General features: G+C 44.1%; 19 protein-coding genes, 2 pseudogenes and 1 other annotated feature. Of the genes and pseudogenes, 9 read left to right on the top strand and 12 right to left on the bottom strand.

Translation table 11 applies throughout. From position 1 onward, the window contains the following. Positions 1-35 precede the first annotated feature (35 nt). A complete protein-coding gene (locus AACU94_RS06330) occupies positions 36-860 on the bottom strand; it encodes an SDR family oxidoreductase (RefSeq protein ID WP_130216375.1) in 825 nt (274 codons plus the stop codon). 434 nt (positions 861-1294) lie between these two features. Between AACU94_RS06330 and hisL the strand changes: the two genes are divergently transcribed. From hisL to hisIE, 9 genes are all read left to right on the top strand, one after another. After that, a complete protein-coding gene (gene hisL, locus AACU94_RS06325; protein ID WP_001364200.1) occupies positions 1295-1345 on the top strand; it encodes a his operon leader peptide in 51 nt (16 codons plus the stop codon). Then, positions 1321-1444, top strand: a sequence feature (His leader region). It overlaps the preceding gene by 25 nt. A 46-nt stretch (positions 1445-1490) precedes the next feature. Continuing rightward, positions 1491-2390, top strand: coding sequence for an ATP phosphoribosyltransferase (gene hisG / locus AACU94_RS06320; protein WP_000131780.1), 900 nt, complete (start codon positions 1491-1493; stop codon positions 2388-2390). 5 nt (positions 2391-2395) lie between these two features. After that, a complete protein-coding gene (gene hisD, locus AACU94_RS06315; protein WP_135489126.1) occupies positions 2396-3700 on the top strand; it encodes a histidinol dehydrogenase in 1305 nt (434 codons plus the stop codon). Beyond that, complete coding sequence (hisC, locus tag AACU94_RS06310) at positions 3697-4767, top strand: histidinol-phosphate transaminase (protein ID WP_135489125.1); 1071 nt, start codon at positions 3697-3699, stop codon at positions 4765-4767. Before hisD ends, hisC begins: the two co-directional genes overlap by 4 nt. Continuing rightward, positions 4767-5834, top strand: coding sequence for a bifunctional histidinol-phosphatase/imidazoleglycerol-phosphate dehydratase HisB (gene hisB, locus AACU94_RS06305; protein WP_000080093.1), 1068 nt, complete (start codon positions 4767-4769; stop codon positions 5832-5834). The genes hisC and hisB overlap by 1 nt, the downstream gene beginning before the upstream one ends. Continuing rightward, the gene (gene hisH, locus AACU94_RS06300; RefSeq protein ID WP_001103560.1) at positions 5834-6424 is read left to right on the top strand and encodes an imidazole glycerol phosphate synthase subunit HisH; all 591 of its coding nucleotides are present in this window, start codon (positions 5834-5836) and stop codon (positions 6422-6424) included. The genes hisB and hisH overlap by 1 nt, the downstream gene beginning before the upstream one ends. Beyond that, a complete protein-coding gene (gene hisA, locus AACU94_RS06295; RefSeq protein ID WP_130216369.1) occupies positions 6424-7161 on the top strand; it encodes a 1-(5-phosphoribosyl)-5-[(5-phosphoribosylamino)methylideneamino]imidazole-4-carboxamide isomerase in 738 nt (245 codons plus the stop codon). The genes hisH and hisA overlap by 1 nt, the downstream gene beginning before the upstream one ends. Then, positions 7143-7919, top strand: a complete 777-nt coding sequence (gene hisF / locus AACU94_RS06290; RefSeq protein ID WP_135489124.1) for an imidazole glycerol phosphate synthase subunit HisF — start codon at positions 7143-7145, stop codon at positions 7917-7919. The genes hisA and hisF overlap by 19 nt, the downstream gene beginning before the upstream one ends. After that, positions 7913-8524 (top strand): bifunctional phosphoribosyl-AMP cyclohydrolase/phosphoribosyl-ATP diphosphatase HisIE, encoded by a 612-nt coding sequence (hisIE, locus tag AACU94_RS06285; protein WP_135489123.1) that lies wholly within the window; start codon positions 7913-7915, stop codon positions 8522-8524. Before hisF ends, hisIE begins: the two co-directional genes overlap by 7 nt. A gap of 94 nt (positions 8525-8618) precedes the next feature. On the opposite strand, the gene wzzB is transcribed toward hisIE, so the two are convergent. The 11 genes and pseudogenes from wzzB to rfbA all read right to left on the bottom strand — a co-directional run bounded on the left by wzzB (position 8619) and on the right by rfbA (position 21472). Beyond that, positions 8619-9599, bottom strand: a complete 981-nt coding sequence (gene wzzB, locus AACU94_RS06280) for an LPS O-antigen chain length determinant protein WzzB (protein ID WP_135489249.1) — start codon at positions 9597-9599, stop codon at positions 8619-8621. A gap of 144 nt (positions 9600-9743) precedes the next feature. Further along, entirely contained in the window at positions 9744-10910 is a 1167-nt protein-coding gene (gene ugd / locus AACU94_RS06275) for a UDP-glucose 6-dehydrogenase (RefSeq protein ID WP_130257591.1), read from the bottom strand. 244 nt (positions 10911-11154) lie between these two features. Continuing rightward, positions 11155-12561, bottom strand: a complete 1407-nt coding sequence (gndA, locus tag AACU94_RS06270; protein WP_000043455.1) for an NADP-dependent phosphogluconate dehydrogenase — start codon at positions 12559-12561, stop codon at positions 11155-11157. A 134-nt stretch (positions 12562-12695) separates the two neighbouring features. After that, positions 12696-14315 carry an LTA synthase family protein gene (locus tag AACU94_RS06265; RefSeq protein WP_240725501.1) on the bottom strand — a complete coding sequence of 540 codons (1620 nt, stop codon included), beginning with the start codon at positions 14313-14315 and terminating at the stop codon, positions 12696-12698. A 77-nt stretch (positions 14316-14392) separates the two neighbouring features. After that, positions 14393-15511, bottom strand: coding sequence for an ISAs1 family transposase (locus AACU94_RS06260; protein WP_135489122.1), 1119 nt, complete (start codon positions 15509-15511; stop codon positions 14393-14395). A gap of 271 nt (positions 15512-15782) precedes the next feature. Continuing rightward, positions 15783-16933: pseudogene (locus AACU94_RS06255) on the bottom strand (O13/O129/O135 family O-antigen polymerase). A 19-nt stretch (positions 16934-16952) separates the two neighbouring features. Next, a pseudogene (gene rfbG, locus AACU94_RS06250) lies at positions 16953-17859 on the bottom strand (dTDP-rhamnosyl transferase RfbG). Then, on the bottom strand, positions 17852-18742 hold the full coding sequence (locus AACU94_RS06245; RefSeq protein WP_130219615.1) for a rhamnosyltransferase: 891 nt from the start codon (positions 18740-18742) through the stop codon (positions 17852-17854). The pseudogene rfbG and the gene AACU94_RS06245 overlap by 8 nt, the downstream one beginning before the upstream one ends. A 29-nt stretch (positions 18743-18771) precedes the next feature. After that, complete coding sequence (gene wzx / locus AACU94_RS06240) at positions 18772-20028, bottom strand: O13/O129/O135 family O-antigen flippase (RefSeq protein WP_130219613.1); 1257 nt, start codon at positions 20026-20028, stop codon at positions 18772-18774. A 15-nt stretch (positions 20029-20043) separates the two neighbouring features. Continuing rightward, positions 20044-20589 (bottom strand): dTDP-4-dehydrorhamnose 3,5-epimerase, encoded by a 546-nt coding sequence (rfbC, locus tag AACU94_RS06235; protein WP_130219611.1) that lies wholly within the window; start codon positions 20587-20589, stop codon positions 20044-20046. A gap of 4 nt (positions 20590-20593) precedes the next feature. Then, positions 20594-21472, bottom strand: coding sequence for a glucose-1-phosphate thymidylyltransferase RfbA (gene rfbA / locus AACU94_RS06230; RefSeq protein WP_105280193.1), 879 nt, complete (start codon positions 21470-21472; stop codon positions 20594-20596).

Here is a 21472-nt window from a genome sequence, read left to right as displayed (position 1 = left end):
TTGCAGTGTATGCGGCGTCCTGCTGGCGTGATGGTTTACTCCAGCGGCATTACCAGCGGATCGGGATACTGGTATTCAAATCCCAGTTCATTACAGATCCGACTCCCATCAATAATTTTACCTTTGCCGCTGTCCAGGCTATTTCTGAACTGCGGAGGCTCCAGCCCCAGTAAACGGGCCATCTGCGGATAGAAAACATTGCGCGCAGGGTGAGCTGGCGCACATATATTATAGATGTGTCCGCCTTTAGGTGCCTGTAACAACAGAGTGATAGCGCCAATAACATCTTCTAAATGGACTAAATTCACACCATGTTCACCGTCCGGCGCGGTTTTTCCAGCAAAGAAGCGTCCTGGATGACGCCCTGGCCCGACCAGCCCCGCAAGACGCAAAATATCAACCGAAGTACCGGGTAAATTGTGCAGCCAATCTTCCAGCTCTTTTAACACTCGTCCACTATGGGTCAGTGGATTACGCGGAGTGTTTTCTTTCACCGTGCCTTGTGCGTCGCCATAGACAGACGTTGAGCTGGTAAAAATAATGCGGGGAATACGATGAGCCAGCGCGCTATCCACCAGCTCCTGCACTGCTTGTAAATAGAACTCATCGCCGGGGCCGCTGCGGCGTGCCGGAAGCGTAATCACCAGCGCATCGGCATCCATCAGGGCATCCAGATCGTCAGAGTCGCAAACTAAATCGGGCTCCATGCGAAGCAGATAGCTATCAATGCCACTCATTTGGGCCGCTTCTACACCATCTTGTGTAGTTTTACTCCCGGTGACTTGCCAGCCTCTCGCTGAAAGTGACATCGCCAGCGGCATGCCTAACCACCCTAACCCGACAATTGCGACCTTTTTCATCCGTTTTCTCCTGATACACCTTAGATCTATAAGGCTACGCCAGCGTATCAAAACTGACAATTCATTCTATGAATGAATCGAAACTGTTAGCAAATATAGAATTATACAATTGTCTGATGCGCTCCGCTTATCAGGCCTACAAAAACATCAATATATTGAATTTACGCAACATTTGTTGGCCGGATAAGGCGTTCACGCCGCATCCGGCATGAACAAAGCCCGCTTTAGTTACAGAACACAATGTTCTTGAGGGTTTTAAAGACATGTTTTCACGATTACTTTTTTAAAGTACTCACTCTTAGCCCTCCTCCTTTCCCCGCTCATTCATTAAACAAATCCCTCGCCACAAAATATATAAAAAAGCCCTTGCTTTCTAACGTGAAAGTGGTTTAGGTTAAAAGACATCAGTTGAATAAACATTCACAGAGACTTTTATGACACGCGTTCAATTTAAACACCACCATCATCACCATCACCCTGACTAGTCTTTCAGGCGATGTGTGCTGGAAGACATTCAGATCTTCCAGTGGTGCATGAACGCATGAGAAAGCCCCCGGAAGATCACCTTCCGGGGGCTTTTTTATTGCGCGGTTGATAACGGTTCAGACAGGTTTAAAGAGGAATAACAAAATGACAGACAACACTCGTTTACGCATAGCTATGCAGAAATCCGGCCGTTTAAGCGATGACTCACGCGAATTACTGGCGCGCTGTGGCATTAAAATTAATCTTCACACCCAGCGCCTGATCGCGATGGCAGAAAACATGCCGATTGATATTCTGCGCGTGCGTGACGACGACATTCCCGGTCTGGTAATGGACGGCGTGGTAGATCTTGGGATTATCGGCGAAAACGTGCTGGAAGAAGAACTGCTTAACCGCCGCGCCCAGGGTGAAGATCCGCGCTACTTTACCCTGCGTCGACTGGATTTCGGCGGCTGCCGCCTTTCGCTGGCAACGCCGGTTGATGAAGCCTGGGATGGCCCGCTCTCCTTAAACGGTAAACGTATCGCCACCTCTTATCCTCACCTGCTCAAGCGTTATCTCGACCAGAAAGGCATCTCTTTTAAATCCTGCTTACTGAACGGTTCTGTTGAAGTCGCCCCGCGTGCCGGACTGGCGGATGCGATTTGCGATCTGGTTTCCACCGGTGCCACGCTGGAAGCTAACGGCCTGCGCGAAGTCGAAGTTATCTATCGCTCGAAAGCCTGCCTGATCCAGCGCGATGGCGAAATGGAAGAATCCAAACAGCAACTGATCGACAAACTGCTGACCCGTATTCAGGGAGTGATCCAGGCGCGCGAATCAAAATACATCATGATGCACGCACCGACCGAACGTCTGGATGACGTCATCGCCCTGCTGCCAGGTGCCGAACGCCCAACTATTCTACCGCTGGCGGGTGATCAACAGCGCGTAGCGATGCACATGGTCAGCAGCGAAACCCTGTTCTGGGAAACGATGGAAAAACTGAAAGCGCTGGGTGCCAGTTCAATCCTGGTCCTGCCGATTGAGAAGATGATGGAGTGATCGCCATGAGCTTTAACACAATCATTGACTGGAATAGCTGTACTGCGGAGCAACAACGCCAGCTGTTAATGCGCCCGGCGATCTCCGCTTCTGAAAGCATTACCCGCACTGTTAACGATATTCTCGATAACGTGAAAGCACGCGGCGATGAGGCCCTGCGGGAATACAGCGCGAAGTTTGATAAAACCACGGTTACCGCGCTGAAGGTGTCTGCTGAGGCGATCGCCGCCGCCAGCGAACGCCTGAGCGACGAGCTAAAACAGGCGATGGCGGTGGCAGTAAAGAACATTGAAACCTTCCACACTGCGCAAAAACTGCCGCCGGTAGATGTAGAAACGCAGCCAGGCGTGCGTTGCCAGCAGGTCACGCGCCCGGTGGCTTCGGTTGGTTTGTATATTCCTGGCGGCTCCGCCCCGCTCTTCTCAACGGTATTAATGCTGGCGACTCCGGCGCGTATTGCGGGCTGTAAAAAAGTGGTGCTGTGCTCACCGCCGCCGATTGCCGATGAGATCCTTTACGCGGCGCAGCTGTGCGGTGTACAGGACGTGTTTAACGTCGGCGGCGCACAGGCCATTGCCGCACTGGCGTTTGGTACGGAATCTGTGCCGAAAGTGGACAAAATCTTCGGGCCGGGTAACGCCTTTGTCACCGAGGCAAAACGCCAGGTAAGCCAGCGTCTGGACGGTGCGGCGATCGATATGCCCGCAGGCCCGTCGGAAGTGCTGGTGATTGCTGACAGCGGCGCTACGCCGGATTTCGTGGCTTCTGATTTGCTTTCTCAGGCTGAACACGGCCCGGACTCTCAGGTGATTTTACTGACGCCCGATGCTGATATGGCGCGTCGCGTTGCCGAGGCTGTCGAACGCCAATTGGCAGAACTGCCGCGTGCCGAAACCGCCCGTCAGGCACTGAGCGCCAGCCGCCTGATCGTGACCAACGATTTAGCACAGTGCGTAGAGATCTCCAACCAGTACGGCCCGGAGCACCTGATCATTCAGACCCGCAACGCCCGCGAACTGGTCGATAGCATCACCAGCGCCGGTTCGGTATTTCTTGGTGACTGGTCACCGGAATCGGCAGGCGACTATGCCTCCGGCACTAACCACGTTCTGCCGACTTACGGTTACACCGCCACCTGTTCCAGCCTCGGACTGGCAGATTTCCAGAAGCGCATGACCGTGCAGGAACTCTCGAAAGAAGGTTTCTCCGCTCTGGCGTCGACCATTGAAACACTGGCCGCCGCCGAGCGCCTGACCGCCCACAAAAATGCCGTTACTTTGCGTGTTAACGCCCTTAAGGAGCAAGCATGAGCACCGTGACTATTACCGATTTAGCGCGTGAAAACGTCCGCAACCTGACGCCGTATCAGTCAGCGCGTCGTCTGGGCGGTAACGGCGATGTCTGGCTGAACGCCAACGAATATCCCACAGCCGTGGAGTTTCAGCTCACTCAGCAAACGCTCAACCGCTATCCGGAATGTCAGCCGAAAGCGGTGATTGAAAATTACGCGCAATATGCAGGCGTAAAGCCGGAGCAGGTGCTGGTCAGCCGTGGCGCGGACGAAGGTATTGAACTACTGATTCGCGCTTTTTGCGAACCAGGTAGAGACGCCATCCTCTACTGCCCGCCAACGTACGGCATGTACAGCGTCAGCGCCGAAACCATTGGCGTCGAGTGCCGCACAGTGCCAACGCTGGACAACTGGCAACTGGACTTGCAGGGCATTTCCGACAAGCTAGACGGCGTAAAAGTGGTTTATGTTTGCAGCCCCAACAACCCGACCGGGCAACTGATCAATCCGCAGGATTTTCGCACCCTGCTGGAGCTAACGCGCGGTAAAGCCATTGTGGTTGCCGATGAAGCCTATATCGAGTTTTGCCCGCAGGCATCGCTTTCTGGCTGGCTGGCGGAATATCCGCACCTGGCTATTTTGCGCACACTGTCGAAAGCTTTTGCTCTAGCGGGGCTTCGTTGCGGATTTACGCTGGCAAACGAAGAAGTCATCAACCTGCTGATGAAAGTGATCGCCCCCTACCCGCTCTCGACGCCGGTTGCCGACATTGCCACACAGGCGTTAAGCCCGCAGGGAATCGTCGCCATGCGCGAACGGGTGGCGCAAATTATTGCAGAACGCGAATATCTGATTGCCGCACTGAAAGAGATCCCCTGCGTGGAGCAGGTTTTCGACTCTGAAACCAACTACATTCTGGCGCGCTTTAAAGCCTCCAGTGCAGTATTTAAATCTTTGTGGGATCAGGGCATTATCTTACGTGATCAGAATAAACAACCCTCTTTAAGCGGCTGCCTGCGAATTACCGTCGGAACCCGTGAAGAAAGCCAGCGCGTCATTGACGCCTTACGTGCGGAGCAAGTTTGATGAGTCAGAAGTATCTTTTTATCGATCGCGATGGAACCCTGATTAGCGAACCGCCGAGTGATTTTCAGGTGGACCGTTTTGACAAACTCGCCTTTGAACCGGGCGTGATCCCGGAGCTGCTGAAGCTGCAAAAAGCGGGCTATAAGCTGGTGATGATCACCAATCAGGATGGTCTTGGAACACAAAGTTTCCCGCAGGCGGATTTCGATGGCCCGCACAATTTAATGATGCAGATCTTCACCTCGCAAGGCGTGCAGTTTGATGAAGTGCTGATTTGCCCGCACCTGCCCGCAGATGAGTGCGACTGCCGTAAGCCGAAAGTAAAACTGGTGGAGCGTTATCTGGCTGAGCAAGCGATGGATCGCGCTAACAGTTATGTGATTGGTGATCGCGCGACCGATATTCAACTGGCGGAAAACATGGGCATTAATGGTTTACGCTACGACCGCGAAACCCTGAACTGGCCGATGATTGGCGAGCAGCTCACTAAACGCGACCGTTACGCTCACGTAGTACGTAACACCAAAGAGACGCAGATTGACGTTCAGGTGTGGCTGGATCGCGAAGGTGGCAGCAAGATTAACACCGGCGTTGGCTTCTTTGATCACATGCTGGACCAGATTGCCACCCACGGCGGTTTCCGCATGGAAATCAACGTCAAAGGCGATCTCTATATCGACGATCACCACACCGTCGAAGATACCGGTCTGGCGCTGGGCGAAGCGTTAAAAATTGCTCTTGGCGACAAACGCGGTATTTGCCGCTTTGGTTTTGTGCTGCCGATGGACGAATGCCTTGCCCGCTGCGCGCTGGATATCTCTGGTCGCCCGCACCTGGAATATAAAGCTGAATTTACCTACCAGCGCGTGGGCGATCTCAGCACCGAAATGATCGAACACTTCTTCCGTTCGCTCTCATACACGATGGGCGTGACCCTGCACCTGAAAACCAAAGGTAAAAACGATCACCACCGTGTAGAGAGCCTGTTCAAAGCCTTTGGTCGCACCCTGCGCCAGGCCATCCGCGTGGAAGGCGACACCCTGCCCTCGTCGAAAGGAGTGCTGTAATGAACGTGGTGATCCTGGATACCGGCTGCGCCAACCTGAACTCGGTGAAGTCGGCCATTGCACGTCACGGTTATGAACCAAAAGTCAGCCGTGACCCGGACGTGGTGTTGCTGGCCGATAAACTGTTTTTGCCCGGCGTTGGCACTGCGCAAGCAGCGATGGATCAGGTGCGTGAACGCGAGCTGTTTGACCTCATCAAAGCCTGTACCCAACCGGTGCTGGGCATCTGCTTAGGGATGCAACTGCTGGGGCGGCGCAGCGAAGAGAGCAACGGCGTCGACTTGCTGGGCATCATCGACGAAGACGTGCCGAAAATGACCGACTTTGGTCTGCCACTGCCGCATATGGGCTGGAACCGCGTTTACCCGCAGGCAGGCAACCGCCTGTTTCAGGGGATTGAAGACGGCGCGTACTTTTACTTTGTTCACAGTTACGCAATGCCGGTCAATCCGTGGACCATTGCCCAGTGTAATTACGGCGAACCATTCACCGCGGCGGTACAAAAAGATAACTTCTACGGCGTGCAGTTCCACCCGGAGCGTTCTGGTGCCGCTGGCGCTAAGCTGCTGAAAAACTTCCTGGAGATGTGATGATTATTCCGGCATTAGATTTAATCGACGGCACCGTGGTGCGTCTCCATCAGGGCGATTACGGCAAACAGCGCGATTACGGTAACGACCCGCTGCCGCGTTTACAGGATTACGCTGCACAAGGTGCCGAAGTGCTGCATCTGGTGGATCTGACTGGGGCAAAAGATCCGGCTAAACGACAAATTTCTCTGATTAAAACGCTGGTCGCAGGCGTTAACGTCCCTGTGCAGGTTGGTGGCGGCGTGCGTAGCAAAGAAGATGTGGCGACGTTACTGGAAGCAGGCGTTGCGCGCGTGGTGGTCGGCTCCACCGCAGTGAAATCACCAGAAATGGTGAAAGGCTGGTTTGAACGCTTCGGTGCGGATGCGTTAGTGCTGGCGCTGGATGTACGCATTGACGAGCAAGGCAACAAGCAGGTGGCGGTTAGCGGCTGGCAAGAGAACTCGGGCGTTTCGCTGGAACAACTGGTGGAAACCTATCTGCCCGTCGGCCTGAAACATGTGCTGTGTACCGATATCTCGCGCGACGGCACGCTGGCAGGTTCTAACGTCTCTTTATATGAGGAAGTCTGCGCCAGATATCCGCAGGTGGCATTTCAATCCTCCGGCGGCATTGGCGACATTGATGATGTCGCTGCCCTGCGTGGTACTGGCGTACGCGGCGTAATAGTTGGTCGGGCATTACTGGAAGGTAAATTCACCGTGAAGGAGGCCATCGCATGCTGGCAAAACGCATAATCCCATGTCTCGACGTTCGTGATGGTCAGGTGGTGAAAGGCGTACAGTTTCGTAACCATGAAATCATTGGCGATATCGTGCCGCTGGCAAAACGCTACGCCGAAGAAGGTGCAGACGAACTGGTGTTCTACGATATCACCGCTTCCAGCGATGGCCGTGTAGTAGATAAAAGCTGGGTATCTCGCGTGGCGGAAGTAATCGACATTCCGTTCTGCGTGGCGGGTGGGATTAAGTCTCTGGAAGATGCCGCGAAAATTCTTTCCTTTGGCGCGGATAAAATTTCCATCAACTCCCCTGCGCTGGCAGACCCAACATTAATTACTCGCCTGGCGGATCGCTTTGGCGTGCAGTGTATTGTGGTCGGCATTGATACCTGGTACGACGCCGAAACCGGTAAATATCATGTGAATCAATATACCGGCGATGAAAGCCGCACCCGCGTCACTCAGTGGGAAACACTCGACTGGGTAGAGGAAGTGCAAAAACGCGGTGCCGGAGAAATCGTCCTCAACATGATGAATCAGGACGGCGTGCGTAACGGTTACGACCTCGAACAACTGAGAAAAGTGCGTGAAGTCTGCCACGTTCCGCTGATTGCCTCCGGCGGCGCGGGCACTATGGAGCACTTCCTTGAAGCCTTCCGCGATGCCGACGTTGACGGCGCGCTGGCAGCTTCGGTATTCCACAAACAAATAATCAATATTGGTGAATTAAAAGCGTACCTGGCAACACAGGGCGTGGAGATCAGGATATGTTAACAGAACAACAACGCCGCGAACTGGACTGGGAAAAAACCGACGGACTGATGCCGGTGATTGTGCAACACGCGGTATCCGGCGAAGTGTTAATGCTGGGCTACATGAACCCGGAAGCCTTAGACAAAACCATCGAAAGCGGCAAAGTCACCTTCTTCTCGCGCACTAAACAGCGACTGTGGACCAAAGGCGAAACGTCGGGCAATGTTCTCAATGTGGTGAGTATTGCCCCGGACTGCGACAACGACACGTTACTGGTGCTGGCGAATCCCATCGGCCCGACCTGCCACAAAGGCACCAGCAGCTGCTTCGGCGACACCGCTCACCAGTGGCTGTTCCTTTATCAACTGGAACAACTGCTCGCCGAACGCAAATCTGCCGACCCGGAAACCTCCTATACCGCCAAACTGTATGCCAGCGGCACCAAACGAATTGCGCAAAAAGTGGGCGAGGAAGGCGTGGAAACTGCACTGGCAGCAACGGTACATGATCGCTTTGAGCTGACCAACGAGGCGTCTGACTTGATGTATCACCTGCTGGTGTTGTTGCAGGATCAGGAGCTGGACTTAACGACGGTAATTGAGAACCTGCGTAAACGGCATCAGTGAGTTGCAGGCTGACCGGATGTGATGTTGTTGTCGCATCCGGCAAAAAACGGGCAAGGTGTCACCACCCTGCCCATTTTCTTTAAAACCGAAAAGATTACTTCGCGTTGTAATTACGCAGAGCATTACGCCCCAGCACAATTCCCGCGCCAACCATGCCGCCCAGCAGTACAGCCAGAATCAGTGTGATGGCCTTTTTCGGGCTATCGCGACGAATTGGCAGTGTGGGTTTCATAACGTAACGGTAAGCATGAATATCAAGATCATCTACCTTTAAGCTTTCGATATCCAGCAGGTTTTGACGAGTCTGATAATAGTTTGGCGAGAACACAAGCGGACGAGTCGCTTCGTGCTTAATCATCGACTCCAGTGCTTCGCTACCTAACAAAAGCAACGTATCCTGAGTAATATTTTCACCAGTCTGCTGAATCTGCGGCTTTGTTACCTGCGCCTGATTCGCATACTGCAACGCTTCCTGAATCTGGCGGATACGCAGCGTTTTTTGCTCTTGAGCCACCACTTCCTGAGTTTTCAGGGAGTCCTGCAAGGTTTTCATACCCAAAGCGATATTATCCTTCAGGTCTTTCTCCAGCTCTTCATTCACTCGGTCATCAACTTGTTGAATGTATTCAGCCAGCTTTTTCTGTGCATCCTCCGCAGTGTGCCCGACATAAGAAACAGCTAACGGTAACGGCTGGTTTTTAACAGCAGGCTCGATAGTCAGTTTTTCGCGTTCTTCCTGATTATCCAGCGTTTCCGCTAATGCAGAAAAAGCAGAACTGAAGCGCCCAATCAACGCCTCCTGTAAATCAGCTACTTTTGGCGCAGCCTGGCCATAAATTACATTCATGGCGTTGTTATAGCCGGCAATTTGCCCCACATCAGGCTGAGTGACAATGGCTGTTGATGTCCATTGCTCTTTCGCTACTGCCAGGTATCCAATAGCCAACACGATAGCCACAATGACTGTGGCGATAATGGTCATCTTCCCGCGCCACAGTTGTACCAGTAAATCAATTAAATCAATCTGTTCCGGGTCATTGTTGTGCCCAGAAATATTATTATTTTCAACTTTCATCATTACCCTAACAGACGGAAAATTTCAGGTCGCCATAGTTTAGCGATAATCCGTATGAATGCCATAGGATAAACAATAAATATAATGAATTGTTACATGAACATAGATACCAACTACCGCCAAAAATCATCTGATTACAGATAGTTAGTCGCTACCGAAAAGATCGCGGGTGTAGACCTTGTCTGCTGCATCTTTAAGCTCTTCTGACATTCGATTAGAGATAATGACATCAGCCTGTTGCTTAAAAGTCGCGAGATCACGTTCCAGACGTGAATTGAAAAACATTTCTTCCTTCATTACCGGTTCATAGATAATCACTTCTACCCCCTTAGCTTTGATACGCTTCATGATCCCCTGAATGGAAGACGCACGAAAGTTATCTGAACCGCTCTTCATAATTAGGCGATATATCCCTACGACTTTTGGTTTACGCGACAAGATAGCATCGGCAATAAAGTCTTTGCGGGTACGGTTAGCTTCAACGATGGCAGAAATGATGTTATTTGGCACAGACTGGTAATTTGCCAGAAGCTGCTTGGTATCTTTCGGCAAACAGTAACCACCGTAACCAAATGATGGATTGTTGTAATGATTGCCGATACGAGGATCAAGACAAACACCTTCAATGATTTGACGGGTGTTCAATCCCAGGCTTTCTGCATAACTGTCCAGCTCGTTAAAGTACGCCACGCGCATTGCAAGGTAAGTATTGGCAAAAAGTTTAATAGCCTCTGCTTCTGTTGAATCAGTAAACAGAGTCGGGATATTTTGTTTAACTGCCCCTTGCTGTAATAACGCGGCAAAACGCTGTGCACGTTCAGAACGTTCGCCTATCACAATACGGGAAGGATGAAGGTTATCGTAAAGGGCTTTGCCTTCTCGGAGGAATTCAGGGGAGAAGATGATGTTCTCTGTCTTGAACTTTTTTTGCATCGCGGCCGTAAAACCTACCGGAACCGTGGACTTAATAATCATTACTGCATGAGGGTTTATTTCTGTAACATCTTTAATTACTGATTCTACACTGGATGTATTGAAATAATTGGTTTTAGGATCATAGTCGGTCGGGGTTGCGATGATTACATAATCAGCATTCCGGTAGGCTTCTTTTTTATCTAACGTGGCATTAAAACGTATTTTGTCTGATTGCAAAAATTGCTGAATTTCTTTATCAACAATAGGAGATATCCGATCATTTAGCATTGCAACGCGAGATGGTAAAATATCTAATGCTACAACGTTATGATTTTGTGCGATTAATAGCCCATTAGACAGGCCAACATAACCGGTTCCGGAAATGGTGATTTTCATTTCATGCTCTCAGAATTAACTTAACTATGAATCATGATGTTTTAGCACCCTGATAAGAGTTAAAAGTTTTAACGCCACGATGATGTCTGGTCAACGAAACGAAAAACATTTCAGATTTTCTTTATAAGAATAGCTGCTATTTATTAAGTTAGTATTAAGCAATGAATTTAAATCAATAAGATTGATAGCAAAAAAAAGCCCGGCGATAAATGCCGGGCCTTAGTTTAATACTGATTAAATCAGATTAATCCAGCCATTCCGTGTGGAATACACCTTCTTTATCAATGCGCTTATAGGTATGCGCACCGAAATAGTCACGCTGTGCCTGGATCAAGTTTGCAGGCAGTACTGCGGCACGATAGCTGTCATAATAAGCAACCGCTGCAGAGAAGGTAGGTACTGGAATACCGTTCTGCACCGCATAAGCAACAACATCACGCAGAGCTTGCTGGTAATCGTCGGCAATTTTCTTAAAGTACGGGGCTAACAGCAGGTTAGCAATCTTCGGATTTTCGGCGTAAGCATCCGTGATTTTCTGCAGGAACTGAGCGCGAATGATACAACCGGCACGGAAGATCTTCGCAATTTCACCATAATTCAGATCCCAGTTGTACTCTTCAGACGCCGCACGTAACTGCGAGAAGCCCTGCGCGTAAGAAACAATCTTACCCAGATAAAGCGCACGGCGAACTTTTTCGATGAACTCTGCTTTGTCGCCTGCTGGCTGCGCTTGTGGACCCGACAGTACTTTAGACGCGGCTACGCGCTGATCTTTCAGGGAAGAGATATAACGAGCAAACACAGACTCAGTAATCAACGACAGTGGTTCGCCTAGATCCAGCGCGCTCTGACTGGTCCATTTACCCGTACCTTTGTTTGCTGCTTCATCCAGGATCACATCAACCAGGTAATTACCGTCTTCATCTTTCTTGGTGAAGATGTCTTTAGTGATGTCGATCAGGTAGCTGCTCAGTTCACCGTTATTCCACTCGGTAAAGGTTTGTGCCAGTTCTTCGTTAGAGAGATTCAGACCACCTTTCAGCAGAGAATAGGCTTCAGCAATCAGTTGCATATCACCGTATTCAATACCGTTGTGAACCATCTTCACATAGTGACCTGCGCCATCGGCACCAATATAGGTAACGCACGGTTCACCATCTTCAGCCACGGCGGCGATTTTGGTCAGGATAGGTGCAACCAGTTCATAGGCTTCTTTCTGCCCACCAGGCATGATAGAAGGTCCTTTCAGCGCGCCCTCTTCACCACCGGAAACCCCCGTACCGATGAAGTTAAAGCCTTCTGCAGAAAGCTCGCGGTTACGACGAATGGTGTCCTGGAAGAAGGTATTACCACCATCAATGATGATATCGCCTTTATCGAGATATGGTTTCAGGGAATCAATAGCAGCATCCGTGCCTGCACCTGCTTTCACCATTAACAGGATGCGACGAGGCGTTTCAAGAGATTCAACGAACTCTTTCACCGTATAGTAAGGAACCAGTTTCTTGCCTGGATTTTCGGCAATAACTTCTTCCGTCTTTTCACGGGAGCGGTTGAAAATAGAGACGGTATAACCACGGCTTTCGATGTTGAGCGCGAGGTTGCGTCCCATCACTGCCATACCGACGACGCCGATCTGTTGCTTTGACATTGTTTACTCCTGTCAGGGGTGGTCACCGCGGGGTTGCGGCTTATTTAAGATAAAGAATAGCTTAATTTATATCTTATTTTACACTCATATTTTTCATAATTAGGGGATCGATTACTTCTTACCCAATCATCTACTTATCCACTGATATTATAAAAACGTTCAGCAAGTTTTATTAATTCACTATCACTATTATTTGGTATTAGTTCAACATGATTTTCTTTGCTTGTAATGAAATAGTCACTACCAATAGCAGAAAGATGTGAAAATGGCGATGTGCATTCCTTATCAAAAAGAGAACATCCCAAAAAATAGTTCATTGAATACTGAATCCCTAACATGTGCAATATTGTTGGCGCAAAGCTTAATGAATTTTTACCGTCTGCATCCAAAGTTTCAGGAGTGATATCTCCTCCAATAACCAGAAATGGTATTTCGCCTACAAAGTAACGAGAATCGCTATTAAATGCTTTTTTATATTCTGTCGAAGGAAATGTTGAATGATCTGACGTTATTATTAACAATGTATTATTATAAAATGAACTACGCCTAAAGAAGTCAACAAATTTCCCTAACTGAAAATCATAGTTATAGAATTTATTGTAGAGCGGGTTCTTACCATCAAAATATTTTTCATTTGGACTATCTTGACCATGATGAGTACCAGATGGATAGACACCAATAAAGAAGTGTTCTTTTTTATTTTCCTGAGAACGTAAAAAATATTGCAGTGCATTAAATGTTTGCTTATCCGTCATTCTGTCTCGTTGATAACCAATAAAATCCCCCATACCAAGAACTTTATCAAAATTAAGTGTTTTCAACATTGTGTTGAGTGGGTTGTTTTTTTCGGTGGATGCTATAAAATAACTTTTATAACCATACTCTTTCAATATATCCGGTAATGAGGTTTGACGGTGAAGATAAATATTATTAATTTCTGAGTTAGATAATTGTCCAATACCAGTACCAGTATCAGTAAAACCATCCCGAAATTGATAGCCAGAAGTTAACTGACCTCTTAACCCGCGAAAGGTTGCAGCTGTATGGTTATAATAGTTTTTAAAGCTTAGTGCTTCAGTAGATAACTTATTTAAATTAGGCGTAACTGAAAATGCTCCAGGTTTTGAGCTGCCCATAATTTCAGATGAAACCCCCTCAGTAAATATTACAATAACATTACGACCTTTGAAATTGTAGTTATTTCCTATAGGGTTAATAAAAACACTTCTTTTTAAAAAAGATTTCCCTGCATCTCCGATCTTCTTACTAGGCTCAAAAGTTTGCTGTAAATAGAACAATTTTGCCGTTTCATAAAAAGCATATACTGGCCCCGCACTTATGAAAGAACACACAAGCAATAATACTATACAGAGAAGATTAAATTTATAATATTTAATACGCTCGATTAGAGCACCTGAAGGCATCGTAAGGAATGAAACTATAACAAATAAAATAAAAACAAAAAAAACTTTAATTACCTCACCAATACCTAGGGATTCAATTTCTGCAGCATTCGACAAAGCAAGAGGCATCAAATATTGTCCTGAACTAAATAGCGACGCTGCCTGCACACCTAAAATGGAGAGATAAATCCCCCACAAAGCATTGCTTACAAACTTTCTCTTTATTAGAAAGATTGCCACACTTGTAAGTGTGTATTCAATAGTAAATAAAAAAACACAATCCGCCCTTCCAGAGTAAAGTAAAATACTCAAAAAGATACAGAAAGGTAAAATTATTCTAATAATACTCATAAAGTTCATATTGGGTTAAACCATTTTATTTGAAATTTTTAATGTTATTTATTCAGCATTGTATCACCAGAGCAAGATTACGAACTCCGGCTCCCCGCAAGGACTGACGCGAGATAGTTTCTGTCCATGGCTGCTTTTCGCATCTTACGTCTTAACCCTGCCTTGAATACCTTATCATTCGTCAAAATATTAATAGCAATGTGCCGTATCCCTGAAAATAATTCTGCTGCATTTCCTCTTCTTATTTTGCAGTCGTCTTCATTCATTACCACGTCCAGACGCCAGTGCAGCTTATTCTCCACGTGCCAGTGATTTCGGATCGCTGTGGCGAACTTCTCAGCGGTTAAATCAGCAGAACTGATATAATATCTGACCGTCATTTCTGGCTCTTTCTTTTGTTCTGCTATTATGGACCGAAAGGAGACTGCCACGCATAATTTCTTCAGCCCTTTCCATTCAAACGTGAAATCAATAAGTTCATCAGGGACATCGCAAACAATATGAAGACGGATCTCTTCTCTGCCGTGACTCTTTTCACTAATTGCGTAACTGTCATGCTCTGGATTATTTAATTCTTTCAGTGGAAATTTTTCCTCAAAGGCTTTATTTAGCCGCCCCTGGTTTCCTTTTACAGCGAATAAATAATCACCTCCCTGTTTTTGTATCTTCTCTGCAATATCTTTCTGGCAACCCATCGCATCAGTTGTGATAATTTTTCCTTTAATATCCAACATGTTAAGAAGTTCAGGGATAGCTGTGATCTCATTAGATTTCTCATCTGTCTTGATCTGTCCGATGACCAGACTGTGCATTGTTGAGAACACACTAATGACATGAATCGCTCCCTTGCGGCGACTCTTATCATAAGAATGCCGGAGCGTTTTTCCATCAATTGCAATGACGTCTTTATCATTTGATGAATGGCAGTCACGCATCCAGTTAATAAAGCACTCGTGAAATTTTGCAGGACTGATACAGGATACAACTCTGGCAATGGTATCGTGAACAGGAATACCATTTTCAAAATCACCATATTGCTTCAAAAAATCGAGGTGAGTCTCACCGAAATCCGCCATATCTTCCCATCCTTCAGCCACGGAAATGACGGCGAAAATAGTCAGCACCAGGATACCTGATAATTCATGTTCTACTTTACAGACTTGTCTATAATCAAGAATAATAGAAATATGTTCCATTTTATTCTCCTTATTTATATAAGGAGTACTTGATCATATATAAGCTATGAAAAATAGTTTTTGCTACTGAGCAATATCACAATTACTGAACATAAAATGCTAATTGCCTAGTGCAAAAAAATTTACTTCTGATTATCTTCCCTGTATATAAATGCAGTTGGGATATGTATTTTGAAATGCATTTAAAAATTTAGATATTGCCTCCTGCTCATTATAACAAGGAATAATTACAATAATATTAAAAGAGTGATAAAAAATCCCCTTATATAAACTATTTAGCTCCAGAAGGGAGGCTGTTACTAATTTTGACATTTTCTATAGAAAATATCCATAAAACTACAACTCCTATAATAAAAATCCCCATGGGTGTAAAAAGAAATGGATTAGTTATAGAAACGGTAATACTGAAAAAAAGTATTAACGACATCATTAAGGATGTTTTTGTTGTATTTAAAAAATAACCTTTCACAAAGATAAGCAACATAGGAATTATTGATGTAAATACACCAATAACACCTGTTTTCTGAAGAATCTCAAGAGGTACTATTTCTATCCTTAATCGATCTAATATAAATGAACCGAATCCTCCTCCAAACAAGAACGTCGCTAAATCAACATTTTTATAATAAAAATATAAATCATTAAATCTAACAGAGTCAGAATCTTCACTGCGTGATCCGACCATGTAAAGCATTATTATAAATAGAACACAGCCCAATATTATTATAATCGTATTTAAATATAGTTTATGTAATTTAAAACTGGCCAATAGCAGTGATAATGTCGTAAAAAGTAATACACCTCTTGATTCCGTCAATAATATCGCCAGCACTATTATGAAACATTTTAAATATTTTTTGTCGACAAAACTGATAATCGCACCGACACCAAAAAAGTAGAAGGATTTGGAAAAAAAAAGCCCCATCTGGACGAAAAAAGAACTCGCTAGTCAATGATAAGTGTTTATAAATTAAATTGAAATTTAACAAGCCCAAATTCAGCAAAATTATGTATGAAATGTATAACAGTGATCCATATAATGCAAATACATTAACTGTTTTAATGAAAGTTTTACATAAAAACACTTTTAAAGTATATCTTAGTGTAAATAAATATATAAGTGACAACATAAAAAGGTATGGTTGCACGTCAAACAGTATATCATTTACTTTATTACCAGTTAATAAGCCAACAAAGAAGCCATATAGTGGGAATAAAAGCAACCATATAAAAAGACTAACACATTTTTGGGAAATTGAAAAATTCAATGTAACTAAATTTAAAGTTAAGAGTATAAAACTACATACAAATAATAAATATCGCAAAGGGAATATCCCCAATGGATCCAGTAATCTTCCACCACCACCAACAATTAGTTCAATACATAAAAAATGTTATAAAAATTTTATTTATATTATTCATATTCGCAAGGTGATATTATTTAAAAAATATTTAAAATCAACATTAATAAAATATAAATTTTATCAGCCTTTTTCCGCCTTAACTTCCAAAAACTTAAAGCCAAGATCAAATTGCCTATATAACCTTTATCCAATTGATTTTTCACAAAGCTATTATCAGCTAATATATTAGCTATTTTAGTTACTTCTTTTCGATACCACTTGTTTCTTACCAAACCAAGCCGCTTGTATTTTGCTTTAAAATTAGTATTTGCTCCAACTTGGTTGTTTTCATGCTGTCTGTATAACATTGTTGGTTTTCTATCAATATGCCACGAATAATTTCTCGTCCGCGCAAATGAATATAAAAACCAATCATGCAGACAGATATCTTGTGCAGCATTTTTTATTATTTATGATGAACTTCTTAAATTCAATAAGCGTTTCTTTTTTTATAACATATGTACACCCTGGACCTGCTGCTTCAAAAAAATAATCGAATTGAGTTTGCGACTGAGCTTTATCAACTAAATTTTTTTCCCCTGATGGATAGTATGCAATTACATTGCTAGAATAACAATCCGCATTATTTAATGCCAAGCAGTCAATTGCATTTTTTATTTTGTCTTTATACCAAATATCATCCTGATCACTAAAACAGATATAATCATAATTTTCAAAATCGACATCTTTAATTAATCTATAAAAATTCTTACCTGCCCCCCCAAACTTATCGGCGCTAGGAAGTATATTTATAATTGACGGATATGATGCTTTAAATTCTTCACAAATGTTTAATGTATTATCAGTTGATAAATCATCTGATATAAATATTGAGAGGTCTACACCCTTTTGTCCTATAATACTTTTTAATTGTTCCTCAATCCAGCATTCGCCATTATACGTAGCCATGAGTACAGCAACTCTTTTTTGATCATAACTATGCATTGTAACGACCGCCTCCAGTAATTCCTTTTATTCCATCCAGCGTAGCCAGAATATGTTTTTTGAAATATTCAATTTTATTTTTTTGAGTTGCAATAATTAAAGTCGTATGAATTAAAGAAAAAACAACTTCCCTAATAGAGAGTAAAAGAGGCACATGATTTTTTCTAAGCAAAAGAAATGCATTTCTTACTCGATAATAACGACGTACTGGCGAGTGAATTGGTATGTTAATCCCACCGATTTTTACTGACTTATCCCCAATAGCATGAACCATTTCTATATCAGGAATGATATGAACTAATATGCCATAGTTTAAGCATCTAAGACACCATTCTGTATCGACATAATCAATAAAAAGTTCCTCATCCATCATTCCAACAATCTCAAAAACTTCTTTTGAAACCATGGTTCCGGATGAGATTGTTACTGAACTTTTAAACGGTGTCTGTCCTTCAGTGACATGAATTTTCTCTCGAAGACCATTTTTTTTGATATTACAAATAGGATAATAATGTGACTTATCTCTATCAATAAAAACTGGGCCAGCTATTTTTGCATTTTCATTATCCATATAGCAGGAAAGTTTTTTGATAAACTCATTGCGAATACGGCTATCTTGATCAAAAAAAATTATCTTCTCTGCCCCTTTTTCAAGAGAATGTCGAATCCCAATGTTTTGTGCTTTTGCTATACCTTCATTCCTACCAAGACAAATTAAATGAACTTTTTCGATGTCTGCTAATTTATCTTTCAAGGTGAAATTAGTACTATTATCGACTACTACAACGTAACAATTTTGCTCCTTTAGCTCAGTGATCAATGCATTTAGATTTTTAAGTTCGGGATTATATGTCACAATGACAGCGTAAATATTACTATTCATTATCCAAGTGACTCAGTAATTGGTTAATTTTAGTCTTCATATACAGAACACATCCTAGTATAAAGCCATTGTAATAACAGAGCATCTAAAATTACACGTATGCTCCAAGATATTGCGGCACCCAGTAACCCATATTTTTCGACCATAAAATACAAAAGGACTAAATAAGGAACCAATTCAGCACAATGAATCAAAGCAGTAATTTTAGATTTTCCTAATGCCTGGATTGCAGAGAATGGTATCATTGCCAACGCATTGAAGAAAAAACCGATCAATAACACATTTAATATATTAAAGGAATTAATTTGGTAATTCTCACCAAACCATATTTTCAATATAAGCCCTGAATACAACAAGCCGATGATTATCACCGGCAAACAGATTATAAACATTAACAGCAATGATTTATTTACATTACGTTTAAATTCTTTAAAGTCTTTGATGTTACTTAACCTTGGAAACACTGCTCTTCCGATTGCTGCAGGTATTATTCCTAATTTCAGAATAACCTCCGCTGGTGCAGAATAAAATGCAACTTTATCTGCCCCCATAATATTTGACACTATAAATCGGTCAAAATACACCATGACCGGACTTATGATATTACTTACTGTCATCCAACCGCCAAAGAAAAAAAGTCGTTTAAAGGTTTTATAACAAAAATGAACCCCCGAAATTTTAATGTCATTCCTGACATAATAGGCAGAGACTAAAATCGAAATAACTCTTGCAAATATTAAACCAGTAACCGCAGCTGACAATGTAGCACTATAAAAAACAAATATGGCCGGAATTCCCGCGATGCAGGAGCTTGATATAGATTTTTGAATATTTACAATGCCAAATTTTTCATCCCCCTCAAGAATGGCTGACCATAATTGATTTAGAATAAATAATGGAATGCAAATAGCCAACAGTTTAAATGCTAGTTGTATATCATTATGTTCAACACCAGAAATTTTTAGATAATTAACTATTCCATCAGAGAAAATCAATAATAAAAAAGCACCAAAGCACGAAAATAGCACCAAAAAAGATGTACTTGTTGAAATTACCTTGGTTCTTTCATGATGATTATCACGATGAATTGCAATTTCTCTAATAACAGAGCGGGTCAGGCCTACATCAAAAATTCCAGCATACCCAACAAGTGCAATTGCAATTGTATAAACACCGAAACCTTCAGGCCCCAAACCTCGAGCGAGAAACCCTAGCGAGGGGATAGCAATTAAAGTTGGTATTGCATAGCCAAAAAGGTTCCAGACACTATTTTTTATTATACTCATTATTACATTTCTTTATCATATAAAATAATCAGCATCTACAAATTTTTGACCATTAATATCTTTATCAGAAAGCAATGGATTTTGTACCGGCCATTCTATATTTATAGTTTTGTCGTTCCATATAATCCCACGTTCTTGCATTTTTGAATAGAAATTATTTGTTTTGTAGACAAATTCTGCTTCATCACTAAGAACGCAAAACCCATGAGCAAATCCTTCCGGTATCCATAACTGGCGCTTATTCTCCGCCGACAAATTTACACCAACCCACTTGCCAAATGTTGGTGATGATTTCCGAATATCAACCGCAACATCAAAAACTTCACCGACAACACAGCGTACCAATTTTCCTTGTGCATAGGGTTCTAACTGGTAATGAAGCCCACGTAATACGCCTTTGCTGGATTTCGAATGGTTATCCTGAACAAACTCAACCTTACGCCCCACTGCCTCTTCGAATACTTTCTGATTAAAGCTTTCCATAAAGAAGCCACGTTCATCCCCAAAGACTTTTGGTTCAAAAATCAGCACATCAGGAATTTCAGTTTTAATTACATTCATTTTATTAATACCCTTTAATCATTTTGAGCAGATACTGACCATAAGCATTTTTCTTCAACGGTTCGGCTAATACTTTCACCTGCTCAGCATCAATAAATCCTTTACGATAAGCAATCTCTTCCGGGCAAGATACTTTTAATCCCTGACGCTCTTCAATTGTTGCAATGAAGTTACTTGCTTCAATAAGGCTTTGATGCGTCCCTGTATCCAGCCATGCATAGCCACGCCCCATCATAGCGACAGACAAACGTCCTTGTTCCATATAAATACGGTTAATATCGGTAATTTCCAGTTCGCCACGGGCAGAAGGCTTAAGGTTTTTCGCCATTTCCACGACGTCATTGTCATAGAAATAAAGCCCAGTAACCGCATAGTTACTTTTTGGTTCCAGCGGTTTTTCTTCCAGGCTAATTGCCGTACCGTTATTATCAAACTCCACGACACCATAGCGTTCAGGATCATTAACGTGATAAGCAAATACCGTTGCACCGCTTTCTTTGTTAACCGCAGCGTCCATTAATTTTGGTAAGTCGTGTCCATAGAAGATATTATCGCCAAGCACGAGTGCACAATCATCGCCACCAATAAAGTCTTCACCAATGATAAACGCTTGCGCCAGGCCATCCGGACTCGGTTGTACTTTATACTGTAGATTTAGCCCCCACTGGCTCCCGTCCCCCAACAATTGTTGGAAACGCGGTGTATCCTGTGGCGTACTGATAATAAGAATATCGCGAATACCCGCTAACATAAGCGTTGAAAGCGGATAATAAATCATCGGTTTATCATAAATCGGCAGCAGTTGTTTACTTACTGCCATCGTCACAGGATAAAGACGAGTGCCGGAACCACCAGCCAGAATAATACCTTTACGCGTTTTCAT

Source organism: Escherichia sp. E4702 (genome assembly GCF_963883545.1).
In the GTDB taxonomy this organism is placed as follows: Bacteria; Pseudomonadota; Gammaproteobacteria; order Enterobacterales; family Enterobacteriaceae; genus Escherichia.
This window is presented reverse-complemented; position numbering and strand designations above follow the sequence as displayed.

What these genes read in the sequence shown, in the direction of transcription:
- AACU94_RS06330 (WP_130216375.1), bottom strand. Translation starts at nt 860, where the DNA reads ATGAAAAAGGTCGCAATTGTCGGGTTAGGGTGGTTAGGCATGCCGCTG.
- hisG (WP_000131780.1), top strand. Translation starts at nt 1,491, where the DNA reads ATGACAGACAACACTCGTTTACGCATAGCTATGCAGAAATCCGGCCGT.
- hisD (WP_135489126.1), top strand. Translation starts at nt 2,396, where the DNA reads ATGAGCTTTAACACAATCATTGACTGGAATAGCTGTACTGCGGAGCAA.
- hisC (WP_135489125.1), top strand. Translation starts at nt 3,697, where the DNA reads ATGAGCACCGTGACTATTACCGATTTAGCGCGTGAAAACGTCCGCAAC.
- hisB (WP_000080093.1), top strand. Translation starts at nt 4,767, where the DNA reads ATGAGTCAGAAGTATCTTTTTATCGATCGCGATGGAACCCTGATTAGC.
- hisH (WP_001103560.1), top strand. Translation starts at nt 5,834, where the DNA reads ATGAACGTGGTGATCCTGGATACCGGCTGCGCCAACCTGAACTCGGTG.
- hisA (WP_130216369.1), top strand. Translation starts at nt 6,424, where the DNA reads ATGATTATTCCGGCATTAGATTTAATCGACGGCACCGTGGTGCGTCTC.
- hisF (WP_135489124.1), top strand. Translation starts at nt 7,143, where the DNA reads ATGCTGGCAAAACGCATAATCCCATGTCTCGACGTTCGTGATGGTCAG.
- hisIE (WP_135489123.1), top strand. Translation starts at nt 7,913, where the DNA reads ATGTTAACAGAACAACAACGCCGCGAACTGGACTGGGAAAAAACCGAC.
- wzzB (WP_135489249.1), bottom strand. Translation starts at nt 9,599, where the DNA reads ATGAAAGTTGAAAATAATAATATTTCTGGGCACAACAATGACCCGGAA.
- ugd (WP_130257591.1), bottom strand. Translation starts at nt 10,910, where the DNA reads ATGAAAATCACCATTTCCGGAACCGGTTATGTTGGCCTGTCTAATGGG.
- gndA (WP_000043455.1), bottom strand. Translation starts at nt 12,561, where the DNA reads ATGTCAAAGCAACAGATCGGCGTCGTCGGTATGGCAGTGATGGGACGC.
- AACU94_RS06265 (WP_240725501.1), bottom strand. Translation starts at nt 14,315, where the DNA reads ATGAGTATTATTAGAATAATTTTACCTTTCTGTATCTTTTTGAGTATT.
- AACU94_RS06260 (WP_135489122.1), bottom strand. Translation starts at nt 15,511, where the DNA reads ATGGAACATATTTCTATTATTCTTGATTATAGACAAGTCTGTAAAGTA.
- AACU94_RS06245 (WP_130219615.1), bottom strand. Translation starts at nt 18,742, where the DNA reads ATGAATAGTAATATTTACGCTGTCATTGTGACATATAATCCCGAACTT.
- wzx (WP_130219613.1), bottom strand. Translation starts at nt 20,028, where the DNA reads ATGAGTATAATAAAAAATAGTGTCTGGAACCTTTTTGGCTATGCAATA.
- rfbC (WP_130219611.1), bottom strand. Translation starts at nt 20,589, where the DNA reads ATGAATGTAATTAAAACTGAAATTCCTGATGTGCTGATTTTTGAACCA.
- rfbA (WP_105280193.1), bottom strand. Translation starts at nt 21,472, where the DNA reads ATGAAAACGCGTAAAGGTATTATTCTGGCTGGTGGTTCCGGCACTCGT.